The following is a 25,243-nucleotide window of genomic DNA, read 5'->3' on the forward strand; positions in this document are numbered from 1 at the left end:
AAGGGGGCAGGGCCAAAAACCCTCGATCACGAGAAAGTCGGCACGGGGTGCCTCGGCGGGAGACACCGGGTGCCGCATCGGCGTGGGGTTTTCGCAGGTGGAGCGGCGTTTGAGCGGCGGGCTGCTCGGCTGTTCGAGGGACTCATGCGCGGGGTGCGCAGCCGAGCACGTGGGCCTTCACTATGTCGGCGATTCGTGGATCGCGGCGGCGGAACGCGGCCACCAACTCCTCGTGCTCCTCCGCGTACGACTGCTGCACCGTGCCCAGCCACCGGATCGACAGCGCCGTGAACACCTCGATGCCGAGCCCCTCCCAGGTGTGCAGCAGCACCGAGTTGTGGGCCGCCCGCACCAGCTCCCGGTGGAACGCCACCGTGTGCCGCACCTGCCCGGTCCCGTCCGACCTCCGGTCCGCCTCGTACAGCGCGGTGACATGCGGTTCGAGGGCCGAGCAGTCCTGCGCCAGCCGGTCCGCCGCCAGTTCGGCCGCGATGGCCTCCAGGCCGGCTCGCACGGGGTAGGACTCCTCCAGGTCCGCTGCGGTCAGATTCCGCACCCGCACGCCCTTGTTGGGTGCCGACTCGATCAGCCGCAGCGACTCCAGCTCCCGCAGCGCCTCACGGACCGGTGTCTGACTGACCTCCAGTTCCGTGGCGATCCGACGCTCCACGATCCGCTCGCCCGGCTTCCAGCGCCCGCTGACGATCCCCTCCACGATGTGCTCGCGGATCTGTTCGCGCAGCGAGTGGACGACGGGCGCGGTCATGAGGGCTCCTTATGCGGGGGCTGACGTTTAGACAATAAGGCCGTCTCCCCGTCCCGGAAGGGTGCATGGCGGCGCTTTCGCGCAGGTGAGACAAGACTTACACGCCCCGTCGGCGGTAGGCCGCTCCCGGGCCGTCCAGGGCCTTCGCGACGTCGTGACCGCCATGCCACCGGCGGAAGGGGCCCGCTCCCCGATCTCGTCGGCGGCCGGTTGCGTGCGGGCCCCGTCGCCGGGCGGGACCGAGGCGGCCGCGCGGCGGCGCGGGGCACGAAGCACGGCGCCCCCGCCCGGAGGGTTCCGGACGGGGGCGCCGCAGGGTTCGGTCACCTGGCGATGGCTCAGAGGCCGAGCTCCACCTCGAACTCGCCCGCCTCCAGGATGGCCTTGACCGCGGTCAGGTAACGGGCCGCGTCGGCGCCGTCCACCAGACGGTGGTCGTAGGACAGGGTCAGGTAGGTCATGTCGCGGACGGCGATGACCGTGCCCTCCTCCGTCTCGAGCACGGCGGGGCGCTTCACGGTGGCGCCGATGCCGAGGATCGCGACCTGGCCCGGCGGCACGATGATCGTGTCGAACAGCGCACCGCGCGAACCGGTGTTGCTGATGGTGAAGGTCGCGCCGGACAGCTCGTCCGGGGTGATCTTGCTGGCCCGGACCTTGCCCGCCAGGTCGGCGGTTGCCTTGGCGATGCCGGCGATGTTGAGGTCGCCGGCGTGCTTGATGACCGGGGTCATCAGGCCCTTCTCGGAGTCCACCGCGATACCGATGTTCTCGGTGTCGAAGTAGGTGATGGTCCCCTCGGCCTCGTTGATCTTGGCGTTGATGACCGGGTGGGCCTTCAGCGCCTGGGCGGCCGCCTTGACGTAGAACGGCATCGGGGAGAGCTTGACGCCCTCGCGGGCCGCGAACGCGTCCTTGCCCTGGGCGCGCAGGCGCATCAGGCGGGTCACGTCGACCTCGACGACCGAGGACAGCTGGGCCTGCTCGTGCAGGGCCTTGACCATGTTGTCGCCGATGACCTTGCGGATCCGCGGCATCTTCACGGTCTGGCCGCGCAGCGGCGAGACCTCGAGGACCGGAGCCTTCTTCGCGGCCGGAACGGCGGCGGCCGGAGCAGCGGCGGCCGGAGCAGCGGCCGGTGCCGCGGCGGCGGCCTTCGCGGCCTCGGCGGCGGCGAGGACGTCCTGCTTGCGGATACGGCCGCCGACGCCGGTGCCCTTGACGGTGGACAGGTCGACACCGTTCTCGGCGGCGAGCTTGCGCACCAGCGGGGTCACGTACGCACCCTCGTCGGTCGGCTGGGCGGCGGCCGGGGCCGGGGTGACCGGGGCGGGGGCCGGAGCCGGGGCCGCGGGCCGGGCGGGGGCCGGGGCGGCAGCGGCGGGCGCGGCCGGAGCGGCGGGAGCCGGAGCTGCGGGAGCCGGAGCTGCGGGCGCCGCCGGGGCGGGGGCCGGAGCCGCGGGCTGTGCCGGGGCCGGGGCGGCGGCGGCGGGAGCCGGAGCGGCCGGGGCGGGGGCCGCGGCCGGAGCGGCACCCGGGGCGCCGATGACGGCCAGCTTGGCGCCGACCTCGGCGGTCTCGTCCTCGCCGACCACGATCTCGAGCAGCACGCCGGAGGAGGGCGCCGGGATCTCGGTGTCGACCTTGTCCGTGGAGACCTCGAGCAGCGGCTCGTCGGCCTCGACGGAGTCGCCGACCGACTTCAGCCAGCGGGTGACGGTGCCCTCGGTGACCGACTCGCCGAGCGCGGGCAGGACCACGTCGGTGCCCTGGGCGGCACCGGCGGGAGCGGCCGGGCCGGCGGCGGGGGCCGGGGCGGCCGGAGCCGGGGCGGCGGGTGCGGGTGCGGGCTCGGCGGCCGGCGCGGGCGCCTCGGCGGCGGCCGGGGCCGGGGCGGCGGCGGGGGCACCCGTGCCGTCGTCGATGACGGCCAGTTCGGCGCCGACCTCGACGGTCTCGTCCTCGGCCACCTTGATGGAGGTCAGGACACCGGAAGCCGGTGCGGGGATCTCGGTGTCGACCTTGTCGGTCGAGACCTCGAGCAGCGGCTCGTCGGCCTCGACCCGCTCGCCCTCGGCCTTCAGCCAGCGGGTGACGGTGCCCTCGGTGACGCTCTCACCGAGCGCCGGAAGGGTTACGGAAACCGGCATGGTTTCGGTTGCTCCTTACGAATTGCGGAAGTCTGTGTCGTCGCGCCCGAAGACTGAAGGCGTCAGTCGTGGGAGTGGAGGGGCTTGCCGGCGAGAGCGAGGTGGGCCTCGCCGAGCGCCTCGTTCTGCGTCGGGTGGGCGTGGATGAGCTGGGCCACCTCGGCCGGCAGCGCCTCCCAGTTGTAGATCAGCTGCGCCTCGCCGACCTGCTCGCCCATGCGGTCGCCGACCATGTGGACGCCGACCACGGCACCGTCCTTGACCTGGACGAGCTTGATCTCGCCCGCGGTCTTGAGGATCTTGCTCTTGCCGTTGCCCGCCAGGTTGTACTTGAGAGCGACGACCTTGTCCGCGCCGTAGATCTCCTTGGCCTTGGCCTCGGTGATGCCGACGGAGGCGACCTCCGGGTGGCAGTAGGTGACCCGCGGCACACCGTCGTAGTCGATCGGAACGACCTTCAGACCGGCCAGACGCTCTGCCACCAGGATGCCCTCGGCGAAGCCGACGTGCGCGAGCTGGAGGGTCGGGACCAGGTCACCGACGGCGGAGATGGTGGGGACGTTCGTCCGCATGTACTCGTCGACGAGGACGTGACCGCGCTCCATGGCGACCCCGACCTCCTCGTAGCCGAGACCCTGGGAGACCGGGCCGCGGCCGACGGCGACGAGGAGGACCTCCGCCTCGAACTCCTTGCCGTCGGCGAGGGTGATCTTGACACCGTTCTGGGTGTACTCGGCCTTCTGGAAGAAGGTGCCCAGGTTGAACTTGATGCCGCGCTTGCGGAAGGCGCGCTCGAGAAGCTTGGAGGAGTTCTCGTCCTCGACCGGGACGAGGTGCTTGAGGCCCTCGATGACCGTGACGTCGGAACCGAAGGACTTCCACGCGGACGCGAACTCGACGCCGATGACGCCGCCGCCCAGGATGATCGCGGACTGCGGCACGCGGTCCAGGAAGAGGGCGTGGTCGGAGGAGATGATGCGGTTGCCGTCGATCTCCAGACCCGGCAGTGACTTCGGCACGGAACCGGTCGCCAGGAGGACGTGGCGGCCCTGGATCCGCTGACCGTTCACGTCGACGGAGGTCGCGGAGGACAGACGGCCCTCACCCTCGATGTAGGTCACCTTGCGCGAGGCGATGAGGCCCTGCAGACCCTTGTAAAGGCCCGAGACGACCTCGTCCTTGTACTTGTGGACGGCCGGCACGTCGATGCCCTCGAAGGTGGCCTTGACGCCGAACTGCTCGCTCTCGCGGGCCTGGTCGGCGATCTCGCCCGCGTGAAGCAGGGCCTTGGTGGGGATGCAACCCCGGTGCAGGCAGGTGCCGCCGACCTTGTCCTTCTCGATCAGGGCGACGTCCAGGCCCAGCTGCGCCCCGCGCAGGGCCGCGGCGTAACCACCGCTACCACCGCCGAGGATCACTAGGTCGAAAACGGTGCTGGCGTCGTTCGCCACGTCACGTCCTCCATGCATGTGCGCCGTGCGCCGGTCGTCGGTGACCGGCAGGCGGCTGGTGTCCGGCCGCTGAAGCTTCGGCCCTTCGGTGGGGGCCCTGTCCTGCCGTGGCCCATCTTCGCACTTGTCGGCGGCCGTGGTGGCGCCGGGCCCGGGTGCGCGACGTCTGATCCGTCACGTCCGGAGGTCGTGGCGGCGCAGCGCCGGGCGGATTTCGTCGAGGGCGTAACGAGGCGGCGCCCATGAGGGCGGCCCCGGGCTCGACTCGAGCTCCGGGGCCGCCCTCATGGGTACGCGCGACGTCAGCCGAGGTCGCCCGCGGCCGTCTGCTCCGCGAGCCGGACCAGGGTGCGCACGGCCGAGCCCGTGCCGCCCTTCGGGGTGTAGCCGAAGGGACCCTGCTCGTTGAAGGCGGGGCCGGCGATGTCGAGGTGGGCCCAGGTGATGCCCTCGCCGACGAACTCCTTCAGGAACAGGCCGGCCACCAGGCCGCCGCCCATCCGCTCACCCATGTTGGCGATGTCGGCCGTGGGGGAGTCCATGCCCTTGCGCAGGTGCTCGGGGAGCGGCATGGGCCAGGCCTCCTCGCCGACCTCCTGGGCCGTCTCGTGCACCGCGGTGCGGAAGCCGTCGTCGTTCGACATGATCCCGAAGGTGCGGCTGCCGAGCGCGAGCATCATCGCGCCCGTCAGGGTCGCGACGTCCACGATCGCGTCCGGGTTCTCCTGCGAGGCCGCCCACAGCGCGTCGGCGAGGACCAGCCGGCCCTCCGCGTCCGTGTTGAGGACCTCGACGGTCTTGCCGCTGTACATGCGCAGCACGTCGCCGGGGCGGGTGGCGGAACCGGACGGCATGTTCTCGGCGAGGGCGAGCCAGCCGGTGACGTTGACCTCGAGACCGAGCCGGGCGGCCGCCACGACCGCGGCGAAGACCGCCGCCGCGCCGCTCATGTCGCACTTCATGGTCTCGTTGTGGCCGGCCGGCTTGAGGGAGATGCCGCCCGAGTCGTAGGTGATGCCCTTGCCGACGAAGGCCAGGTGCTTGTCCGCCTTGGAGTTCGTGTACGACAGCTTCACCAGCCGGGGAGCGGAGGCCGAGCCCGCGCCGACACCGAGGATGCCGCCGTAGCCGCCCTTGGTCAGTGCCTTCTCGTCGAGCACCTGCACCTTGAGGCCGTGCTCCTTGGCGGCGCTCTGGGCGATGTCGGCGAAGGCGGCCGGGTTCAGGTCGTTCGGCGGGGTGTTGATCAGGTCGCGGGCCCGGTTGAGCTCCTCGGCGACGGCGACGGCACGGTCGACGGCCGCCTTGTGCGCCTTGTCGCGCGGCTTGCCGCCGAGCAGGGCGACCTCGCCGAGCGGAGTCTTGCCGTTCTTCCCGCCCTTGGCGTTCTTGCCGTTCTCCTTGTAGGTGTCGAACGAGTACGCGCCGAGCAGGGCGCCCTCGGCGACGGCGCCGAGGTCCGCGGCGTCCGCGACGGGCAGCGCGAAGACGGCCTTCTTGGAACCGGCGAGGGCACGGGCCGCGGAGCCCGCGGCGCGGCGCAGCGACTCGGCGGAGTACGCCCCGTCCTTCTCGGGCTCGGCACCGAGGCCCACCGCCACCACGACGGGCGCCTTGAAGCCGGAGGGCGCGGGCAGCTTCGTCACCTCGCCCTCGACGCCCGAGGCGCCCAGGGTCTGCAGGGTGGCGGCGAGTCTGCCGTCGTACGCCTGGTCCACGGTTTCGGCGCCCGGTGCGACGACCGGGCCCTCGGCGCCCTTCGCGACACCGACCACGATCGCGTCGGCCCGCTGGCCGGCTACCGCGGCGGTGCTGAGTGTGAGAGCAGTCACGGTGGTGAAATCTCGCTTCCGATTGAGTTTCGGTGGCCGAACGGATTGGGGTCGACCGGCCCGGGACGACCCTAGATTGCTCAGTACGTGCGGTCTTCACCTGGGCTGGGAAACACCCGGCACGAGCCTACGCTCGGTGGCCGGGTTCGCTCGCGCCCGCGGTTGTTCGTCCCACCGTGGCGAAGGGCTGCACGTTGACCCGGTCACGCCCGACGTACGGGTCCCGCCGGCGCCGCTCCGGCGGGCGCGCAGCGCGGACACCCGGTCGACCGCGCGGTCCCCGGTTCCGGGATCATCCTCGGGACACGTCGCCGCACCGCCTGGAGCCCGCCCCCGTGAAGCGCCCGGTCCTCCTCGCCGCCCTGCTCCTGCTGCTCGCCGGATGCTCCACCGCCACCGAGGAGCACAAGGAGTCCGGCCGCGCCCGCTGGCAGCCGCGCCCCGGCGTCGCCTGGCAGTGGCAGCTCAGCGGGCGCCTGGACACCTCCGTCGACGTCCCGGTCTACGACATCGACGGCTTCGACCACGAGAAGGCGGCCGTCACCGCGCTGCACCGCAAGGGCCGCAAGGTGATCTGCTATCTGTCCACCGGCGCATGGGAGGAGTTCCGACCGGACGCGAAGGGGTTCCCGAAGTCCGTGCTGGGCCGTGGCAACGGCTGGCAGGGGGAGCGCTGGCTGGACATCCGCCGCACCGATGTCCTCGAACCCCTCATGGCGGACCGCCTCGACATGTGCCGCCGGAAGGGCTTCGACGCCGTGGAGCCCGACAACATGGACGGCTACCGCAACAACACCGGCTTCCCGCTGAAGGCCGCGGACCAGCTCCGCTACAACCGTCTCGTGGCGAGGCTGGCCCATGAGCGGGGGATGGCCGTCGGCCTCAAGAACGACCTCGGCCAGATCCCAGTGCTGGTGGGGGACTTCGATTTCGCGGTCGACGAGCAGTGCGCCCAGTACGACGAGTGCGAACGGCTGAAGCCGTTCATCGCCGCGGGGAAGGCCGTCTTCCACGTGGAGTACGAACTGCCGACCAGCCGCTTCTGCGCCGAGGCCCGCCGTCTGAAGCTGAGTTCGATGCTCAAGAAGTACGATCTGGACGCCTGGCGCCGGCCCTGCTGAGCCCGTGCGTCGGTCACTGCCGGCGTCCGGGCGCAGCCTCCGGGCCCGCTGTTCGGATCATGGCAGCGTCGACCGAAGGCGCAGTCTCTTCCAGCCGGTCCGATCCGGACGACAGGCGTCAACCGAGCGACAGCACCACCAGCGCGGCCGTCCCCGCGGTCTCCGCGAGGCCGCCGAACACATCGCCCGTGACCCCGCCGAAGCGGCGGACGCAGTGCCGCAGCAGCAACTCCGCGGCGGCCGCGGCGACCACCACCGCGGCCGCAGCACGGACGGCGCCGTACGTCGCGGACAGCGCGCCCCCCGCGGCCGCGGCCGCGGCGACGGCCACGGCCACCGCCAGCGCCCCACGGACCGGGACCACGCCGGCCACCGCGGCCCCCAGTCCCTCCGGCCGGGCGGCCGGTATCCCGCGGCGCGCGGCCAGCGTGAGGGCCAGTCGGGCAGCAGTCGCGGAGACGGCGGCGGCCAGCGCGCCCCGCTCCCAGGAGCCGCCGTACGCCTCGGCGAGCGCGGCCACCTGAGCGAGCAGCACGAGGACCAGCGTGATCACACCGAACGGCCCGATGTCCGACTGCTTCATGATCCGCAGCGCCTCCGCCGCGGGCTTGCCGCTGCCGAGCCCGTCGGCCGTGTCGGCGAGCCCGTCGAGGTGCAGTCCCCGGGTGAGCACGGCCGGGACGGCGGCGGCGCAGACTGCGGCGAGCAGGGGACCGGCCCCCGCCACAAGAGCCGCGGCGCCGAGCAGTCCGGCGATCCCTCCGACCACGACTCCGGCCAGCGGCGCGCACAGCATCCCGGCCCGCGCGGCGACCCGGTCCCAGCGCGTCACCGGGACCGGGAGCACCGTGAGGGTGCCGAAGGCGAAGCGCAGACCGTGCAGCGGCGGGATCCTGATCACGGCGGCAGACTAGCCGGGCCCTCCCGCGTCACCCGCTGGTGCCCCGCGAGCGGGCACGGGCACCCCACCCCCGGCAGACTGCACACATGGGTCACTGGCTGGAGCGCAACATCGTGGAGCCGGGCAAACTCCCCCTGCTGCTCGCGCTCGGCGCCTTCGTGCTGACCTTTGTGGTCACCCGTTCCGTCACCCGCCTCATCCGGGCCGGCAAGGGTCCCTTCCGCAACGTCGAATCCGGCGGGATGCACATCCACCACGTCGTGCCCGGAGTCGTGCTGAGCGTCGTCGGCGGCTTCGGCGCGCTCGCCAGCCGTCAGGGCCTCGGCTCCGGCGTCTTCGCGGTCGTCTTCGGCGTGGGGGCCGGCCTCGTCCTGGACGAGTTCGCCCTCATCCTCCACCTGGCGGACGTGTACTGGAGCGAGCAGGGCCGCAAGAGCGTCGAGGTCGTCGTGGTCACGGCGGCCATGGTGGGCCTGGTCCTCGCCGGGTTCTCGCCGTTCGGCGTCGACGACCTCTCCGCGGACGAACTGCAGGACCGCGGCGCCGTGATCGCGAGCGTCGTGCTGAACTTCGTGTTCTCGCTGCTGGCCCTGAGCAAGGGCAAGGCCCGCACCGCGCTCTTCGGTGTGGTCGTGCCCGTGGTCGCCCTGGTCGGCGCGGTCCGCCTGGCCCGCCCCGCCTCGCCCTGGGCGCGCCGCTTCTACCGCCGCCGCCCGCGCACCCGCGCCCGGGCCGGTCTGCGGGCCTGCCGGCACGATCGGCGCTGGGCCGGGCTCGGCCGCAGATTTCAGGACTGGATCGGGGGCAGGCCCGACCCGCAGCCGAGCCGGGCGGCCGACCGCCGTTCCTGACGCAGTGCCGAAATCCCGCAGACCATCAGCACCCCGGCGATCGCGGCGATGTGCTCCTTGCCCGCGAGGTTCTGCTTCAGCGCGAGTTCCGCGGTCATCGCCCCGATCACCAGGCCTCCCGTGAGGTGTGCGCGGTACCTCCAGCACAGGAACAGGGCGAGCCCGATCACCGCGGCCGACGGCCCGGTGTCGACGACCCGCGCGTCCGACGCCGGCAGCCCGAGCGGGTGATGCGGGCCGAGGGCGATGCCCACCCGGGCGTACAGGGTCCCGGCCAGGGTGGCGGTGTACGCGATGACGAGCGTGCGCCACCAGCCCAGGCAGATCTCGGCGACACCGAACACACAGAGGATCTGCAGGAGCGCCCCCCACACCGGAAGGTCCAGGGCCGGGACGAAGAGGGAGGAGGGGGTGCGCAGCAGTGACAGCCACAGCGGCTCCTCCGCCCGCACCGCGCCGACGGTCGCGACGAATCCGAAGCCCCACGGCTGGTTCTGCACGAACTGCAGGAGGGACGTCAGACACACCGCTGCCAGTGTCATCGGGACCGCACGCCAGGCGCGCCCGGCGAGTGCCCGGCGCGTGATGGCGTACGGCAGCCCCCATTCGGCATGCGCCAGACGGGCGAGGGTGCTCATCCCGTGGTCCTCATCGGTCCGGCGCTCCTCATCTGTACGACTGCAGGTGCTTGCGGTGGAGCCACTTCGGCAGTCCCGGAGCCTCCAGGAATCCCTCGGCGCGTGCCGAGGCGACGCCGATGCGCAGCAGGTCCGCGCTCTTCTCGAAGAGCAGGAACCGCGGCTCCCAGATGGGCCGGTACTTGGCGTTGGCCCGGTACAGAGACTCGATCTGCCACCAGCGAGAGAAGAAGCTGAGCAGGGAGCGCCACAGCCGCAGGACCGGTCCGGCGCCGAGGCGGGCACCACGTTCGAAGACGGAGCGGAACATGGCGAAGTTGAGCGACACCTGGGTGACCCCGATCTCCGATGCGCGCCGCAGCAGTTCGAGGACCATGAACTCCATGAGCCCGTTCTCGGAGTCCCGGTCGCGCCGCATGAGGTCGAGCGAGAGGCCGTGCGGCCCCCACGGCACGAAGGACAGCAGCGCCCGCAGCTCCCCGTCCCCTTCGCCGGCGCGGCCGTCCCTGCACTCGAGCATCACGCACTGCCCGTCCCGGGGGTCGCCGAGCCGTCCCAGCGCCATGCTGAACCCGCGCTCGGTGGCACCGTCACGCCAGTCGTCGGCCTTCCGGACGAGGAACTCCATCTCGTCGGCGGGAATGTCCGCGTGGCGCCGGACGCGCACCGTGTACCCGGCGCGCTTCACCCGGTTGCAGGCCTGGCGGACGGTGCGCATGGCACGTCCTTCGAGGGTGAACTCGGCCACGTCCACGACGGCTTCGTCACCGAGTTCCAGTGCGTCCAGCCCGTGCCGTGTGTACACGGTCCCGGCCTCCTCGCTCGCGCCCATGACGGCGGGGATCCAGCCGTGCGCGCGCGCCTCGGCGAGCCAGGGTTCGATGGCGCCGGGCCAGGCCTCCGGGTCGCCGAGCGGGTCGCCAGAGGCGAGCGACACCCCGCCGACCACGCGGTAGGCGACCGCCGCCTTGCCGGTGGGCGACCAGATCACGCTCTTGTCCCGGCGCAGTGCGAAGTACCCGAGCGAGTCCCGGTCGCCGTGCCGTTCGAGCAGCGCCCGCAGCCTCTTCTCGTCGTCCTCGCTGATCGGGTCGACGGCGCGCCGGGAGCGGAAGGCGGCGTACAGGACGGCGAGGACCAGCAGCGTGCTGAAGACGTTGATGGCGATGTCGACCCAGTTGGGCGTGGCGATCCCCGGGTGGTGCGCCCTGTCCCCGGCGACCGAGACGAGCCGGAGGGTGCCGTAGCGCCAGCGTTCCGCGAAGGTCGAACGCCCGGCGTCCTGCGCGGTGTTGGTGACGGTCACGAGGAGGGCGGCGAGCAGGGAGGAGGCGAGCAGGCCGCCGACGGCCACGACGGCCGCGAGCCGCGGGTTGGCGCGGTCGCCCTTGGCGTAGAACTCCCGGCGCCCCGTCAGCAGCGAGCCCACGAAGGCGGCGGTGAGCACCAGGGAGACCCAGTTCTGCGCGTACTGCCTGATCTCCGGGAAGACCATGGCGAAGGCGAACAGCACCAGGAACGGTCCGCTGAGCACGAGGTTGAGGATCCATGCGGCCCGCTTGCGGCGCCGCATGGTGACGGCGAGGAACATCGTGAACGCGCCGGAGGCGAAACCCGCGGTCAGCAGGTACGGAGTGAAGAGGTTCTCCTGGTTGTGCCGTCGTACGTCCTGCCCGAGGGAGACCCACACGGCGGAGAGGAAGTTGATGAACGCGACGGCCCGCAGGTACCAGACGGCGAACGCGGCGGCCCGCCGGGAAGCCCGGCCGGACCGCCGCGTCCCGACTCCCGGCCGGGCGGTGTGTTCCCGTTCCACATGAAAACGGACATCTCCCATAAAGGGTGATGATATGGGGCGCCGTGGGGTGTGTGGCGGAGCGGTCGCAGGCGGAATCCGGCAGGGCGCGGGGCCCGGCCTGTCCCGTGTCTACTCCGGCTGCTCCGTGTCCCCGCTCCCGTCCGCCTCCACGGACTTGTCCGGAAGCTCGGCCGACAGCGCCGCCGCGGCCTGGACGAGCGGCAGCGCCAGCAGTGCCCCGGCACCCTCGCCGACCGTCACACCGTGGTCGAGCAGCGGTTCCAGCGCCATCCGGTCCAGCGCCTTCGCCTGTGCCGGCTCCCCGCTCTTCTGCCCGGCCAGCCACCAGTCCGGCGCCCGGAACGCGACCCGCTGGGCGACCAGCGCGCACGCCGCCGAGACGACCCCGTCCAGGATCACCGGGGTCTTGCGCGCGGCACACTGCAGCAGGAAGCCCGTCATCGCGGCCAGATCGGCGCCGCCCACCGCCGCCAGCAGCTGCAGCTGATCACCCAGCACCGGCCGGGCCCGCCGCAGCGCGTCACGCACGGCCGCGCACTTGCGCATCCACGCCAGGTCGTCGATCGGCAGACCGCCGCGCCCGGTGACCACGGACGCGTCCGTCCCGCACAGCGCGGCCACCAGCACGGCCGCGGCCGTCGTACCGCCGACGCTCACATCGCCGAGGACCACGAGGTCCGTGCCGGCGTCCGCCTCCTCGTCCGCGACCGCGACGCCCGCCCGGAACGCGGCCTCCGCCTCCTCGGGCGTCAGGGCGTCCTCGACGTCGATGCGCCCGCTGCCGCGCCGCACCCGATGCCGTACGACGTCCGCCGGCAGTTCGCCCGGGTCGCAGTCGAGCGCCATGTCGACCACGCGCACCGGCACGTTCAGCTGCCGTGCCAGGATCGACGCGGGGCTCGCGCCCTCGAGTACCGCCCGCACCAACCGGTCCGCGCTGCCCGCGGGCCGTGCGGACACACCGAGCGCGGCGATCCCGTGATCGCCCGCGAACAGCACCATGCGCGGGCGCTCGACCGGCCGCACCGGCACGGCGGCCTGCGCCGCCGCCAGCCACTCACCCAGTTCGTCGAGGCGCCCCAGCGCACCGGGCGGCACGATCTGACGCTCCCTGCGCGCCTCCGCGTCGCGACGCACCCCGCCGTCGGGACGCTCGATCAGATCGGTGAAGTCGTCGAGATTAAGCGAGCTCATTGGCCGAACAGTACCGGCAGCGATCGAAGGCCGACGCGCCACATCGACGGCACGTCATTGCGTCCGTGAGCAAGGTCCCCTACGTACCGTTTAGACACTTGTTGTCGTGTGTCGTCGCACCCCTCGTCCCAGGCGTACGTCGTCCCTGCCGCCACAGGAGCCGCCCATGCCCGCCACCCCGCAGCCGGACGACGAGCGCCGCGCCGGGAGCCCCGGTGAACTCGCCCCGGGTACCGACCGGTTGCAGGAGCCGCGCCGCGACGACTGCCCCTGGTGCGGCTCCGCGCAGCTGCGCACCCGGCTGCGCATGTCCGACCTCGTGCAGCACAAGCCGGGCACCTTCGCCGTCGACGAGTGCCGGGACTGTGCCCATGCCTTCCAGAACCCCCGGCTCACCGCCGACGGACTCGCCTTCCACGCTCACGACCCGCAGGAGAGCCGGCTGGGGATCGACGGTTTCGCCGAACGCCTCCTGGCCGCACGGGACAGCGCCCGGCGCCATCGGGCCGCGGCCCGCGCGATGCTGCCCTTCCCCGAACCCGAGAGCTGGCTCGACGTCGGCACGGGGCACGGCCACTTCCCGGAAGCGGCCAGGGAGATCCACCCGTACACGTCCTTCGACGGGCTCGACGCCACCGGGCGTGTGGAGCGGGCACGGGCCGCGGGCCGCGTGGAAGAGGCCCACCAGGGACTCCTCACCGACCCCGGGGTCCTCGCGCGGCTGCGCTCCCGCTACGACGTCGTCAGCATGTTCCACCATCTGGAGCACACCCCCGACCCACGCGCGGAGCTGCGCGCCGCCATGACCGTGCTGCGCCCCGGCGGCCATCTGCTCATCGAAGTCCCGGACCCCGACTGCACGTTCGGCGCGCTGCTCGGCAAGTGGTGGGTCCCGTACGGCTGGCCGCGCGACCTCCACCTGATGCCACTGCGCAACCTGCTGGCCGAACTGGAGTCCCTGGGCTGCGTCGTCGTCGCCACGGACCGCCGTGAGCCGCACACTCCGTACGACATCGCGGGCGCCGTGACCCTCGCCCTGACCCGGGTCATGCCGGCGGCCGACGCTCCGTGGCGGGCCGTCCTGCCGACCGTGTTCGGGCGCGGGCTCCGCTCGGTTCTGGTGGGGGCCGCCACACCACTGGTGGCGACGGCGACCGCCCTGGACCACACGCTGGCACCACTGCTGCGGCGTACCCGCTTCTCGAACGCCTACCGGATCATCGCGCGCACGACCAGGTCACCCGCGTAGCGTGAGCGCCTGCCCGGCCACCACCAGCAGCACATGCTCGCACTCCGCCGCGAACGCGGCGTTCAGACGCCCGAGTTCGTCGCGGTAGCGGCGTCCGGAGGCCGTCGCCGGGACGATTCCCGAGCCGACCTCGTTCGAGACGGCGACCACCGTGCGCCGTGTCCCGCGCACCGCCGCCGCCAACTCCTCCACCCGGGCCCGCAGCGCCCGCTCCCCGCCACCCCCCCACTCCGCGTCGTCCCACGCGCCGACCCCGTCCATCGCGTCGGTCAGCCAGAGCGACAGACAGTCGATCAGCAGGGGGGACCCCTCCTCCCCGAGCAGCGGCACCAGATCGCACGTCTCGGTGGTGCGCCAGGAGCCGGGCCGCCGCTCCCGGTGCGCGGCCACCCGGGCCGCCCACTCGGTGTCCCCGTTCCGCGACCCGCCCGTCGCCACGTACAGCACGTCGGGGAACGCCTCGAGCCGCCGCTCCGCCTCCACCGACTTGCCCGAGCGGGCCCCACCCAGCACGAGGGTGCGCCGCGGCACCTCCGGCGCGTCCTCGCTGACCCCTACGGTCAGCGTCGCCCCGTCCGGCACGGCCCGCGCCCCCGCCGCCGCGAGCCGCCGCCGCAGCTCCGCGCCCGGTGGCACGTCGTGGTCGAGATGGACGGCCACGATGTCGGTGGCCGGCCCGATCCCCCCCACCGCGCGCAGCTTCGCCGCCGCGTCCGGCCGTCCCACGACATCGGCGAGCACCAGGTCGTACGGCTCCACCGGCGTTTCCAGCCCCGCGGGCGCCGCACCCGGCGGCAGATACAGCAGCCGCAGCCCGTCCGGACCCGTCACCGCATAACCCGTGCCCGGCGAGTCCATCGCGACGGCCCGCACCCGGTGCCCGGTCATCAGCGCCAGCTCCCGTCCGTCCGGCACCCGTCCGGGCTGCGGCAGCCCCGCGGGTACCTCGACCGGGGGGCCGTCGTGCGGGTGCGTCAGCAGCACCTGGCGCACCGCGGCCAGGGACCGCCCGGCACGGGCGGCCGCGAAGACCGCACCCGGCGTCAGATCCAGCAGCAGCGTTTCATCCACGAGCACAGCGGTCGCCGCGCGTGCCTCCGGGCCCAGCGCTCGCGCGCAGGCCGCACAGGGGCAGTCGGGGCGGGGCAGTCCCGCCGGGGCACCGGTACCGAGCACAGTCGCTTCCACGTACCTGATTTTCCCGGGTCGGCGCGGGTGTTGCGCGTCCGGCTAGGCTCATGGCAGCAGCCGGACCAAGATCCGGCTTCTGCTCTGCATGTGCTCACATCCTGGAGGCGTACATGGCGGCATGGACGTGGCGGTTCGAGAAGGCCGACGGGGCGGAGGTTCAGCCCGCGGTCGCACCCGAGGAGTTCACCACGCAGGGGGACGCCGAGTCCTGGATCGGGGAGCACTGGAAGGAGCTGCGCGACGGAGGCGCCGACCAGGTGCGGCTGTTCGAGGACACGACGGAGATCTACGGGCCGATGAGCCTGCACGCCGAGGACGCGTAGGACCGCCTCGCGTGGGCGGGGGCCGAGGCCCTCGCCCGCCGGCTCACTGCTCGCCGAGGACGATCCCGACGGTTTTTGTGCTTCCGCCGCGCCGGTAGGTGATCGTCGTCTTCTGTCCAGGCTTGGCGTCGGCCAGCGCCTCGGCGAGGGAAGTCATCGTGGTGATGCCGGTATCACCCAGTTTGGTGATGATGTCCCCGGCACGCAGCCCCGCCCTGTCGGCCGCGCCGCCGCCGCGCACCTCGACCACGGCCACGCCGACCGGCTGGTAGCTGCTGTTCACCACCGTGCGTCCGGTGATGCCGAGCGCGGCCCGCCCCGAGGCGGTCACCTTGCCGCTCTTGATGATCTGGTCGGCGATCGTCCGCACCGTGGACGCGGGGATCGCGAAGCCGATGCCGGGCGCCGCGCCGCCCCCCAGATCGGGATCGACGGCGGCGAGCGTGGGGATGCCGATGACCTGGCTGTCGAGGTTGACGAGTGCGCCGCCGCTGTTGCCCGGGTTGATGGCCGCCGAGGTCTGCACCATGTTCGCGATGGTGGCGCCCGTGCCGTTCGTGGACCCCTCGCTGACGGTCCGTCCGGTCGCCGAAACGATCCCCTGCGTCACGCTCGAGGACAACCCGAGCGGCGAGCCCATGGCGAGGACGATCTGCCCCACCGCCACCTGTGCCGAATCCCCGAACACGGCCGGCTTCAGTCCGGGCGGCACCTTGTCCAGCTTGATGACGGCGAGATCCTGCTCGGGATACGAGGACACGAGGCTCGCGGAGAGCACGGCCTCGCTGTTCGCCGTGGTCACCTGGAACTTCTTCGCGTCCCCGACCACGTGCGCGTTGGTGACGATATGGCCTCTCGCGTCGTAGACCACACCGGAACCCAGAGAGTCCCCGGACTGGATCTGCACGACGGACGGCAGCACGTTCTTGATGACCCGCTGGTACTCGCCCTCCAGCGTGTCACCCGCAGAGGTGACGGTGGCCCGTGGGGTTGCCGATGTCCGCGCCCCGGCGGAGGTGCCGGACCCGGTGCAGCCGGCGAGCGGTATCAGCGAGCAGAGAAGAAGCGGTGCGCACAGCGCGCGCAGGGCGCGTATACGGGAAGGGGCCATGTCCCGAGTGTCGGTTCAGGACGCCCCGACCGCTTTCCCGATGCGTCCGAACGGAGGTTTTCGCCCGGGGCGGCGCCCACCGGCGCCGCCTGCCGTCAGCCCCGTACTCCGCACAGGTGCAGCAGCGCTGCGACCCCCCGGTACGGATCCGTCCGGCCGGCCCGCTCCTCGGCCGCCAGCAGGGTCTCGGCGTCGACGGGCGGCGCGGTCCCGTCCTGGGCGATGTCGGTGAAGACCCGCACCCCGTACCACGTGTGCAGCGGTGCCCCGATGCCCGCGAGCGTGGCGGTGAGCCGCTCCAGCCGGTCCGCGCGCACCTCGAGACCGAGCCGGTTCGTGTAGGTCGCCGTGTCGAAGGCGCTGAGCGCGGTCGCCCAGTCTCCGGCCAGGCCCGGCCGCATGGCCAGCGCGTCCGCGTTGCGGACGAGCAGCGAGAGCAGACCGCCGGGGGCGAGCATCCGGGCCAGCCCCGCCAGCAGCGGATCGGGCTCCTCGACGTACATCAGCACCCCGTGGCACAGCACCACGTCGAAGCTGCCCGGCAGGAAGTGCACTCCGGTGTCCCGGCCGTCGCCCTCGACGATCTGCACGCGTTCCCGAATGCCCTCGGGCTCCGCGGAGACGGCCTCGCGCGCGACCGACACCATCTTCGGGTCCTGCTCGAGCCCGGTTATCCGGTGTCCGGCGCGGGCCAGACGCAGTGCCTGGGTGCCCTGGCCCATGCCCACGTCGAGCACCCGAAGCCGCCGACCGACCGCGAACCGCGCGGCTATCTGCTCGTCGAGCTGCCGCGCCACCAGCTCCTGCCGTACCACGTCACGCAGACCGCCCAGCTTGCTCAGCCAGGCGTCCGCGGCCCCCCCGGAGAAAGAATCCGTGCTCAGGGCCGCTCTCCGCGCTTGACCTGAGGCTTCGGCAGGCGCAGCCGACGCATCTGCAGGGAGCGCATGAGCGCGTAGGGGACGGCGCCCCGCTTGTTCTGGTCCGGGAAGCGTTCGGCGAGCCGCTTCCGCAGCCGGAAGGCGGAGAAGATCGAGTCCAGCACGATCAGGATGATCACGACGAGCCACAGCAGCAGCGCGATGTTCTGCAGCTGGGCCACCCGCACCACGCTCAGCACGAGGATGATCACGGCGAGCGGCAGGAAGAACTCCGCGACGTTGAAGCGGGAGTCCACGTAGTCGCGGGCGAACTTGCGCACCGGGCCCTTGTCCCGCGCAGGCAGGTACCGCTCGTCACCGCCGGCCAGTGCCTGGCGCTGCCGCTCCATGGCGGCGCGGCGATCGTCGCGCTGGCGCCGGGCGGCGTCCTTGCGCGTCGTCGACGTGTTGGCGACGCTGCGCCGCTGGGACTGGGCCTCACTGCGCTTGGGCGTGGGCCTGCCCTTCGGGGCCTGCGGGTCGCGGGTCTGCTTGGAGAGGGTCATCTGCGCCTTGTCGGCGGGGGCCTTCTCGTCCTTGGCACGGCTACGGAACACAAAACCCAAGGGTACGGGGTACCCGCGCATGGACCCCAGCCGGATGGGGAACGATCCGGCAACACCCGTCGTCTGTACTGGGACAGAGGGGTCCTAAAAGGAAGACCGCCGGCGTTCTTCCGTCGGTCGGCTGAGGGAATCCGGGAATCACCCCGCACGTAACCCCGGGGCACTCCTACTCCCTACGCCGGAGCGGAACCGCGGGCAGTCGTCCTTGGGGATGACCGCATCCGTCCGCGAACAGTGCGGTAATGGATGCAGGGACCGTACTGTGGGTCCTGTCGCAGACCTGTGAGCTGGAGTCCGTCAGAAGGGGGCGCGCGAAGCCCATGAGCGGTGTGATGAAGCGTATGGGGATGATCTTCCGCGCGAAGGCGAACAAGGCCCTTGACCGGGCCGAGGACCCGCGCGAGACCCTCGATTACTCGTACCAGAAGCAGCTGGAGCTGCTGCAGAAGGTGCGCCGCGGCGTCGCGGACGTGGCGACCAGCCGCAAGCGCCTGGAGCTGCAGCTCAACCAGCTCCAGAGCCAGTCCACCAAGCTCGAGGACCAGGGCCGCAAGGCGCTCGCCCTCGGCCGGGAGGACCTGGCCCGCGAGGCGCTGTCGCGGCGTGCCGCGCTCCAGCAGCAGGTGACGGATCTGGAGACCCAGCACCAGACCCTGCAGGGCGAGGAGGAGAAGCTCACGCTGGCGGCCCAGCGCCTCCAGGCGAAGGTGGACGCCTTCCGCACGAAGAAGGAGACCATCAAGGCGACGTACACGGCGGCCCAGGCGCAGACCCGTATCGGCGAGGCCTTCTCCGGCATCTCCGAGGAGATGGGCGACGTCGGCTTGGCCATCCAGCGCGCCGAGGACAAGACCGCGCAGCTCCAGGCCCGCGCAGGCGCCATCGACGAGCTTCTGGCCTCCGGCGCCCTCGACGACCCCTCCGGCATGGCCAAGGACGACATCCAGGCGGAGCTGGACCGGCTCTCCGGCGGCACGGACGTGGAGCTGGAACTGCAGCGCATGAAGGCGGAGCTGGCCGGCGGGTCCTCGCAGCCGCAGGCCATCGAGGGCGGCACGGACCAGGGGCAGAAGCAGTCCCAGCCGCAGGACGCCCCCCGCTTCGACAAGCAGTGACCCTGTCATCCACCGCGTCCCCCTGAGGAGGGCGAGATGATCGTACGGATCATGGGGGAGGGGCAGGTGAAGCTGGACGACGCCCACTTCACCGAGCTCAACAAGCTGGACGACGAGCTGCTCCGGGAAGTGGAGGGCGGCGACGAGGAAGGCTTCCGCCGTACTCTTGGCGCCCTCCTGGAAGCTGTGCGCCGTCTGGGCACCCCGCTCCCGGACGACTCACTCGAACCGTCGGAACTGATCCTGCCGTCACCGGACGCGAGCCTGGACGAGGTCCGCGAGATGCTGAACGACGACGGGCTGATCCCGGGCTGAGCACCGATACGGTCGTTCCGGGCCGGGGCCGCCGTGTGCGGCCCGGTCCGGGCACGGGCCGGGAGCGCCCGCGCCGGTGGACGCCGTACGGCATCCGTTCCGCCCGCAGCGGGCGCGCCGTACCTTTGCTGAGGTGAGCACCCTAGAACGCACCAGGGACGGCCTGCGCGCCCACCCGCTCGCCCTGGACGCCGCCCTCGCCTTCGGCGTCCTCCTCTGCATGGTGGTCGGCTCCTTCGTCGACCCCCACGGGCAGGACGGACCCACCTGGGGTGCACGCACCCCGGCCGCCCCCAGCCTCACCCTGCTGGTGCTCAGCGCGGCGGTCCTGGTGTTCCGCCGCAGAAGGCCCGTGACCGTACTCGCCGTCACGGCCGCGCTCTCCCTCGTGGAACTGGTCACCGCCGACCCGCGTGTCCCCGTCGCCATGTCCGCGGTCGTCGCCCTCTACACCGTCGCCGCCACCACCGACCGCCCCACCACCTGGCGCGTCGGGCTGCTGACCATGACCGCTCTGACCGGCGCCGCCATGCTCGCGGGCACCGTCCCCTGGTATGCCCAGGAGAACCTCGGCATCTTCGCCTGGACGGGCATGGCCGCGGCCGCCGGCGACGCCGTGCGCAGCCGGCGCGCCTTCGTGCACGCCATCAGGGAGCGCGCGGAGCGGGCGGAACGCACCCGCGAGGAGGAGGCCCGCCGACGTGTCGCCGAGGAGCGGCTGCGCATCGCCCGGGACCTGCACGACGTCGTCGCCCACCACATCGCCCTGGTGAACGTGCAGGCCGGGGTCGCGGCACACGTCATGGACAGACGGCCCGACCAGGCGAAGGAGGCCCTCGCCCACGTCCGCGAGGCCAGCCGTTCGGCACTCAACGAACTGCGCGCCACCGTAGGTCTGCTTCGGCAGTCCGGTGACCCCGAGGCACCGACCGAGCCCGCCCCCGGGCTCGCCCGCCTCGACGAGCTCGCCGACACCTTCCGCAACGCCGGCCTCCCCGTCGAGGTCGCCCGCACCGACCACGGCACCGCCCTGCCCGCCGCCGTCGACCTGGCCGCCTACCGGGTCATACAGGAGGCCCTGACCAATGTGCAGAAGCACGCGGGACAGCGTGCGAAGGCCGAGGTCAGCGTCGTGCGGGTGGGGCCGGCGGTGGAGATCACGATCCTCGACGACGGCACGGGCGAGGACCCGGGGCCCGAGGACGACGGGCACGGCGGGCACGGTCTGCTCGGGATGCGTGAGCGCGTCACCGCCCTGGGCGGGACCCTCGCCGTCGGTCCCCGCTACGGAGGCGGCTTCCGCGTCCATGCGATCCTTCCGGTCAGGAACCGTGCGACGACGACGGCAGGGGAGACCGTATGACCGCCGCCCCGGGAGGGCCCGTATGACCATCCGCGTCCTGCTGGCCGACGACCAGGCACTGCTGCGCAGCGCCTTTCGCGTCCTCGTCGACTCCGAGCCGGACATGGAGGTGGTGGGCGAGGCGTCCGACGGCGCGGAGGCGGTCCGGCTGGCCGGGGAACGGCGCGCCGACGTCGTCCTCATGGACATCCGGATGCCCGGGACCGACGGTCTCGCCGCCACCCGTCTGATCAGCGCCGACCCCGCCCTCGCCCACGTCCGGGTGGTCATCCTGACGACCTTCGAGGTCGACGACTACGTCGTGCAGTCGCTGCGCGCCGGGGCCTCGGGCTTCCTCGGCAAGGGATCCGAGCCCGAGGAACTGCTGAACGCCATCCGGGTCGCGAACGGCGGCGAGGCCCTGCTGTCGCCCGCCGCCACCAAGGGGCTCATCGCCCGGTTCCTCGCGCAGGGCCCGGACGACCACGGGCGCGATCCGGCCCGCTCCGACCGCCTCGGCACGCTGACCGGACGCGAACGGGAGGTGCTCGTGCAGGTCGCGGGCGGCCACTCCAACGACGAGATCGCCGAACGCCTCGAGGTCAGCCCGCTGACGGTGAAGACGCACGTCAACCGGGCCATGGCCAAGCTGGGAGCGCGGGACAGGGCGCAACTGGTCGTCATCGCCTACGAGTCGGGGCTGGTGCGTCCCAGGTCGGAGTGAGCGCGCTCCGGCCCGGTACGTCCACGGGTGGAGCGAGTCGCATCGGGCCGTACTGCGTCCGCAGTAGGCGCCGCCCGGGGAAATCGACCGTGGGGCGACGGATCGGCACCCTCCGATGCACCAGGGTGTAGGGGTGGGGGACTCATCTGCGTCCCCGTCCTTCCGCTCAGCCACAGAGAGAGACGCCGACCCATGTCCTGGCTGTCACGATTCAGCCTCGCGCAACGGGCCCTGATAGCGCTGATGTCGATCGTCGCGCTCGTCTTCGGGGCGATCGCGATCCCACAGCTCAAACAGCAGCTCCTGCCCACCATCAACCTGCCCGTCGTGTCCGTCCTGGCTCCGTACCAGGGCGCGTCCCCGGACGTGGTCGAGAAGCAGGTCGTCGAGCCCCTCGAGAACACCCTGAAGGCCGTCTCCGGCATCCAGGGCGTCACCTCCACGGCGAGCGAGGGCAACGCCGTCATCATGGCGTCCTTCGACTACGACAACGACAGCAAGCAGCTCGTCGCGGACGTGCAGCAGGCCGTGAACCGGGCCCGCGCCCAGCTCCCGGACTCGGTCGACCCGCAGGTCATCGCCGGTTCGACCGACGACATCCCGGCCGTGGTCCTCGCCGTCACCTCCGACAAGGACCAGCAGGCCCTGTCCGACCAGCTCGACAAGACCGTGGTGCCCTCGCTGAAGGACATCGGCGGGGTCGGTCAGGTCACCGTCGCCGGCGTGCGCGACGTCCAGGTCGCCGTCACGCCCGACAACGCCGCGCTCGCCCGATCCGGGCTGACCACGGTCGCGCTCGGCCAGGCCCTGCAGGCCGGCGGCGCGACGGTCCCCGCGGGCTCCTTCGACGAGAACGGCAGCAACCGCACGGTCCAGGTCGGCGGCGGCTTCACCTCGCTGCAGCAGATCCAGGACCTGATGGTCGCGGGCCGGCCGGGCAAGAAGCCGGTGCGCCTCGGCGACGTCGCCACGGTCCGGCAGGAGGAGGCCAAGGCCGACTCCATCACCCGCACGGACGGCAAGCCCAGCCTCGCCGTGAACGTGACGATGGACCACGACGGCAGCGCGGTCGCCATCTCCAACGCGGTCAAGGACAAGCTGCCGGACCTGCGCAAGGACCTCGGTTCGGGCGCGACCATCACCGTGGTCAGCGACCAGGGCCCGGCGGTCTCCAAGTCCATCCGCGGTCTGACCAGCGAGGGTGCGCTGGGTCTGCTCTTCGCGGTCCTGGTGATCCTGGTCTTCCTGGCGTCGGTGCGCTCCACCCTCGTCACGGCCGTCTCGATCCCGCTGTCGGTGGTCCTCGCCCTGATCGTCCTGTGGACGCGCGACGTGTCGCTGAACGTGCTCACGCTCGGCGCGCTGACCATCGCCATCGGCCGTGTCGTCGACGACTCGATCGTGGTCCTGGAGAACATCAAACGGCATCTCGGCTACGGCGAGGAGCGGGAGACGGCGATCCTCACCGCGGTGCGCGAGGTGGCCGGCGCGGTGACCTCCTCGACGCTGACGACGGTGGCGGTCTTCCTGCCGATCGGCCTGGTCGGCGGTGTGGTGGGCGAGCTGTTCGGCTCGTTCTCCCTCACGGTCACGGCGGCCCTGCTCGCCTCGCTCGTGGTGTCGCTGACCGTCGTCCCGGTCCTGTCGTACTGGTTCCTGCGCACCCCGAAGGGCATGTCGCAGGACGCGGAGGAGGCGCGCCGCGCGGCCGAGGCCAAGGAGGCGCGGAGCCGTCTGCAGCGCTTCTACGTGCCCGTGCTGCGCTTCGCGACCCGACGCCGGCTCACCAGCGTGGCGATCGCGGTGGTCGTCCTGATCGGCACCTTCGGCATGGCGCCGCTGCTGAAGACGAACTTCTTCGACCAGGGCGACCAGGAAGTCCTCAACATCAAGCAGAAGCTGAAGCCGGGCACGAGCCTGTCGGCGACGGACGAGCAGGCCAAGAAGGTCGAGAACATGCTCGCCGGGACGAAGGGCGTCAAGGACTACCAGGTCACGATCGGCTCGTCCGGGTTCCTTGCGGCGTTCGGCGGCGGCACCGACACCAACCAGGCGTCGTACACGGTGATGCTGGACGGGTCCGCCAAGTACGAGGACGTGCAGAAGCGCATCGAGGACGGCCTCGCCGGGCTCTCCGGGATCGGCGCGACCACGGTGGCGGCCGGTGACGGCTTCGGCAGCCAGGACCTGAAGGTGGTCGTGAAGGCGGCCGACGGGGACGCGCTGAGCAAGGCCTCCGAGCAGGTCCGGGCCGAGGTGGCGAAGCTCAAGGACGTCACCGATGTGAACAGCGACCTGGCGCAGAGCGTGCCGCGTATCTCGGTCAAGGCCAACTCCCGTGCGGCCGCGGCCGGCTTCACCGACCAGACGCTGGGCGCGGCCGTCGCCGAGGCCGTACAGGGCACCAAGGCGGGCACGGCGGTCCTCGACGACACCGAGCGGGACGTCGTCGTCCGGGCTGCGAAGCCGGCGCAGACGCTGGGGCAGCTGAAGGACCTGCGGCTCGGAGCGGTGAAGCTGGGCGACATCGCGACGGTGCAGCTCGTGGACGGCCCCGTCTCGATGACCCGTATCGACGGTCAGCGGGCGGCCACGATCACGGCGCGCCCCACGGGTGACAACACCGGCGCGGTGAGTGCCGACCTCCAGTCGAAGATCAACGCACTGAAGCTGCCTGCGGGTGCGACGGCGCAGATCGGCGGTGTCTCGCAGGACCAGGACGACGCGTTCAAGAACCTCGGCCTGGCCATGCTCGCCGCGGTGGCGATCGTGTTCATGCTGCTGGTCGCGACGTTCCGCAGCCTGGCGCAGCCGCTCATCCTGCTGGTCTCCATCCCGTTCGCGGCGACGGGCGCCATCGGCCTGCTCATCGCGACGGGCACCCCGATGGGCGTCCCGGCGATGATCGGCATGCTGATGCTGATCGGCATCGTGGTGACCAACGCGATCGTGCTGATCGACCTGATCAACCAGTACCGCAAGCAGGGTTACGGCGTTGTGGAAGCCGTGATCGAGGGTGGCCGCCACCGTCTGCGCCCGATCCTCATGACGGCCCTGGCCACCATCTTCGCGCTCCTGCCGATGGCTCTGGGCGTCACGGGCGAGGGCGGTTTCATCGCCCAGCCGTTGGCGGTGGTGGTGATCGGCGGTCTGGTCTCGTCGACGCTGCTGACGCTCCTGCTGGTGCCGACCCTGTACGCGATGCTGGAGCTCCGCAAGGAGCGCCGCGCGAAGAAGAAGACGGCGAAGCGGGCGAAGAAGACGGGCGGCGTCGAGCCGGCCCAGTCCGAGTCCGGCGAGCCGGAGCCGGCGGGGGTGTAGTCCTCCGGGTGTGACAGAGGCCCGGCCCGCACAAAGGTGCGGACCGGGCCTCTGCATTGCTGTCCCCACGCGAAGCCGCTCGCGGTCGACGCCCCGACAGACGTACGGCAAACCCCCACGGCGGACGGGCAGTCGACGACGTACGCCGCTCGGCTCGATAGGGGCGCGGGGAACCGCGCAAACCCCACCACGGACGGGCAGTCGACGATGTACGCGGCTAGGTCGTATAGGGGCGCGGGGAACTGCGCAAACCCCCACGACGGACGGGCAGTCGACGACGTACGCCGCTCGGCCCGATGGGGGGCGCGGGGAAGCGCGCAACCCCCCAACAGCCCAGCGGCAG

Annotated in this window: 21 protein-coding genes; 9 read left to right on the top strand and 12 right to left on the bottom strand. The window is 72.0% G+C overall.

Features of this window, described 5'->3' with window-relative positions; genetic code table 11:
• Positions 1 to 142: 142 nt before the first annotated feature.
• The 4 genes from RCR19_RS26715 to RCR19_RS26730 form a co-directional block, all read right to left on the bottom strand.
• Positions 143 to 766 (bottom strand): GntR family transcriptional regulator, encoded by a 624-nt coding sequence (locus RCR19_RS26715; RefSeq protein ID WP_331267437.1) that lies wholly within the window; start codon positions 764 to 766, stop codon positions 143 to 145.
• A gap of 338 nt (positions 767 to 1,104) precedes the next feature.
• Positions 1,105 to 2,916, bottom strand: a complete 1,812-nt coding sequence (gene sucB / locus RCR19_RS26720) for a 2-oxoglutarate dehydrogenase, E2 component, dihydrolipoamide succinyltransferase (protein ID WP_331267438.1) — start codon at positions 2,914 to 2,916, stop codon at positions 1,105 to 1,107.
• A gap of 62 nt (positions 2,917 to 2,978) precedes the next feature.
• Entirely contained in the window at positions 2,979 to 4,367 is a 1,389-nt protein-coding gene (lpdA, locus tag RCR19_RS26725; RefSeq protein WP_331267439.1) for a dihydrolipoyl dehydrogenase, read from the bottom strand.
• Positions 4,368 to 4,669: 302 nt separating this feature from the next.
• On the bottom strand, positions 4,670 to 6,199 hold the full coding sequence (locus tag RCR19_RS26730; protein WP_331267440.1) for a leucyl aminopeptidase: 1,530 nt from the start codon (positions 6,197 to 6,199) through the stop codon (positions 4,670 to 4,672).
• 335 nt (positions 6,200 to 6,534) lie between these two features.
• Between RCR19_RS26730 and RCR19_RS26735 the strand changes: the two genes are divergently transcribed.
• Positions 6,535 to 7,320 (top strand): endo alpha-1,4 polygalactosaminidase, encoded by a 786-nt coding sequence (locus tag RCR19_RS26735; protein WP_331267441.1) that lies wholly within the window; start codon positions 6,535 to 6,537, stop codon positions 7,318 to 7,320.
• Between the two features lie 118 nt (positions 7,321 to 7,438).
• Here RCR19_RS26735 and RCR19_RS26740 read toward each other — a convergent pair whose 3' ends face one another.
• Positions 7,439 to 8,221, bottom strand: coding sequence for an adenosylcobinamide-GDP ribazoletransferase (locus RCR19_RS26740; protein WP_331267442.1), 783 nt, complete (start codon positions 8,219 to 8,221; stop codon positions 7,439 to 7,441).
• Positions 8,222 to 8,307: 86 nt separating this feature from the next.
• Here RCR19_RS26740 and RCR19_RS26745 point away from each other — a divergent pair, with 86 nt between their 5' ends.
• Positions 8,308 to 9,072: a hypothetical protein gene (locus RCR19_RS26745; protein ID WP_331267443.1), complete on the top strand. Its 765-nt coding sequence runs from the start codon at positions 8,308 to 8,310 to the stop codon at positions 9,070 to 9,072.
• Here RCR19_RS26745 and RCR19_RS26750 read toward each other — a convergent pair.
• From RCR19_RS26750 to cobT, 3 genes are all read right to left on the bottom strand, one after another.
• On the bottom strand, positions 9,009 to 9,710 hold the full coding sequence (locus RCR19_RS26750) for a hypothetical protein (RefSeq protein ID WP_331267444.1): 702 nt from the start codon (positions 9,708 to 9,710) through the stop codon (positions 9,009 to 9,011). The two genes, RCR19_RS26745 and RCR19_RS26750, sit on opposite strands and share 64 nt — an antisense overlap.
• A gap of 28 nt (positions 9,711 to 9,738) precedes the next feature.
• Positions 9,739 to 11,547, bottom strand: a complete 1,809-nt coding sequence (locus RCR19_RS26755) for a phosphatidylglycerol lysyltransferase domain-containing protein (protein WP_331267445.1) — start codon at positions 11,545 to 11,547, stop codon at positions 9,739 to 9,741.
• A 90-nt stretch (positions 11,548 to 11,637) separates the two neighbouring features.
• Positions 11,638 to 12,723 carry a nicotinate-nucleotide--dimethylbenzimidazole phosphoribosyltransferase gene (cobT, locus tag RCR19_RS26760; RefSeq protein WP_331267446.1) on the bottom strand — a complete coding sequence of 362 codons (1,086 nt, stop codon included), beginning with the start codon at positions 12,721 to 12,723 and terminating at the stop codon, positions 11,638 to 11,640.
• Between the two features lie 166 nt (positions 12,724 to 12,889).
• On the opposite strand from cobT, the gene RCR19_RS26765 reads away from it, so the two are divergent.
• Positions 12,890 to 13,972 (top strand): class I SAM-dependent methyltransferase, encoded by a 1,083-nt coding sequence (locus RCR19_RS26765; RefSeq protein ID WP_331267447.1) that lies wholly within the window; start codon positions 12,890 to 12,892, stop codon positions 13,970 to 13,972.
• On the opposite strand, the gene RCR19_RS26770 is transcribed toward RCR19_RS26765, so the two are convergent.
• A complete protein-coding gene (locus tag RCR19_RS26770) occupies positions 13,961 to 15,160 on the bottom strand; it encodes a bifunctional adenosylcobinamide kinase/adenosylcobinamide-phosphate guanylyltransferase (protein WP_331267448.1) in 1,200 nt (399 codons plus the stop codon). The genes RCR19_RS26765 and RCR19_RS26770 overlap by 12 nt on opposite strands.
• A 113-nt stretch (positions 15,161 to 15,273) precedes the next feature.
• On the opposite strand from RCR19_RS26770, the gene RCR19_RS26775 reads away from it, so the two are divergent.
• The gene (locus tag RCR19_RS26775) at positions 15,274 to 15,486 is read left to right on the top strand and encodes a hypothetical protein (RefSeq protein WP_059132503.1); all 213 of its coding nucleotides are present in this window, start codon (positions 15,274 to 15,276) and stop codon (positions 15,484 to 15,486) included.
• Between the two features lie 43 nt (positions 15,487 to 15,529).
• Here the strand turns inward: RCR19_RS26775 and RCR19_RS26780 are convergent, their stop codons facing one another.
• The 3 genes from RCR19_RS26780 to RCR19_RS26790 all read right to left on the bottom strand — a co-directional run bounded on the left by RCR19_RS26780 (position 15,530) and on the right by RCR19_RS26790 (position 18,104).
• Positions 15,530 to 16,597 carry a trypsin-like peptidase domain-containing protein gene (locus tag RCR19_RS26780; protein ID WP_331267449.1) on the bottom strand — a complete coding sequence of 356 codons (1,068 nt, stop codon included), beginning with the start codon at positions 16,595 to 16,597 and terminating at the stop codon, positions 15,530 to 15,532.
• Positions 16,598 to 16,692: 95 nt separating this feature from the next.
• A complete protein-coding gene (locus tag RCR19_RS26785; RefSeq protein ID WP_331267450.1) occupies positions 16,693 to 17,394 on the bottom strand; it encodes a methyltransferase domain-containing protein in 702 nt (233 codons plus the stop codon).
• Between the two features lie 83 nt (positions 17,395 to 17,477).
• Positions 17,478 to 18,104 (bottom strand): DUF3043 domain-containing protein, encoded by a 627-nt coding sequence (locus RCR19_RS26790; protein WP_331267451.1) that lies wholly within the window; start codon positions 18,102 to 18,104, stop codon positions 17,478 to 17,480.
• 299 nt (positions 18,105 to 18,403) lie between these two features.
• Here RCR19_RS26790 and RCR19_RS26795 point away from each other — a divergent pair, with 299 nt between their 5' ends.
• The 5 genes from RCR19_RS26795 to RCR19_RS26815 all read left to right on the top strand — a co-directional run bounded on the left by RCR19_RS26795 (position 18,404) and on the right by RCR19_RS26815 (position 24,900).
• Positions 18,404 to 19,198, top strand: a complete 795-nt coding sequence (locus tag RCR19_RS26795; protein WP_331269565.1) for a PspA/IM30 family protein — start codon at positions 18,404 to 18,406, stop codon at positions 19,196 to 19,198.
• A 36-nt stretch (positions 19,199 to 19,234) separates the two neighbouring features.
• Entirely contained in the window at positions 19,235 to 19,513 is a 279-nt protein-coding gene (locus RCR19_RS26800) for a hypothetical protein (RefSeq protein ID WP_331267452.1), read from the top strand.
• Between the two features lie 133 nt (positions 19,514 to 19,646).
• Positions 19,647 to 20,876 carry a histidine kinase gene (locus tag RCR19_RS26805; protein WP_331267453.1) on the top strand — a complete coding sequence of 410 codons (1,230 nt, stop codon included), beginning with the start codon at positions 19,647 to 19,649 and terminating at the stop codon, positions 20,874 to 20,876.
• 22 nt (positions 20,877 to 20,898) lie between these two features.
• Entirely contained in the window at positions 20,899 to 21,579 is a 681-nt protein-coding gene (locus tag RCR19_RS26810; RefSeq protein ID WP_331267454.1) for a response regulator transcription factor, read from the top strand.
• Between the two features lie 192 nt (positions 21,580 to 21,771).
• On the top strand, positions 21,772 to 24,900 hold the full coding sequence (locus RCR19_RS26815) for an efflux RND transporter permease subunit (protein ID WP_331267455.1): 3,129 nt from the start codon (positions 21,772 to 21,774) through the stop codon (positions 24,898 to 24,900).
• Positions 24,901 to 25,243: the final 343 nt, after the last annotated feature.

The organism is Streptomyces sp. WAC07094 (assembly GCF_036320405.1).
In the GTDB taxonomy this organism is placed as follows: Bacteria; Actinomycetota; Actinomycetes; order Streptomycetales; family Streptomycetaceae; genus Streptomyces; species Streptomyces lannensis.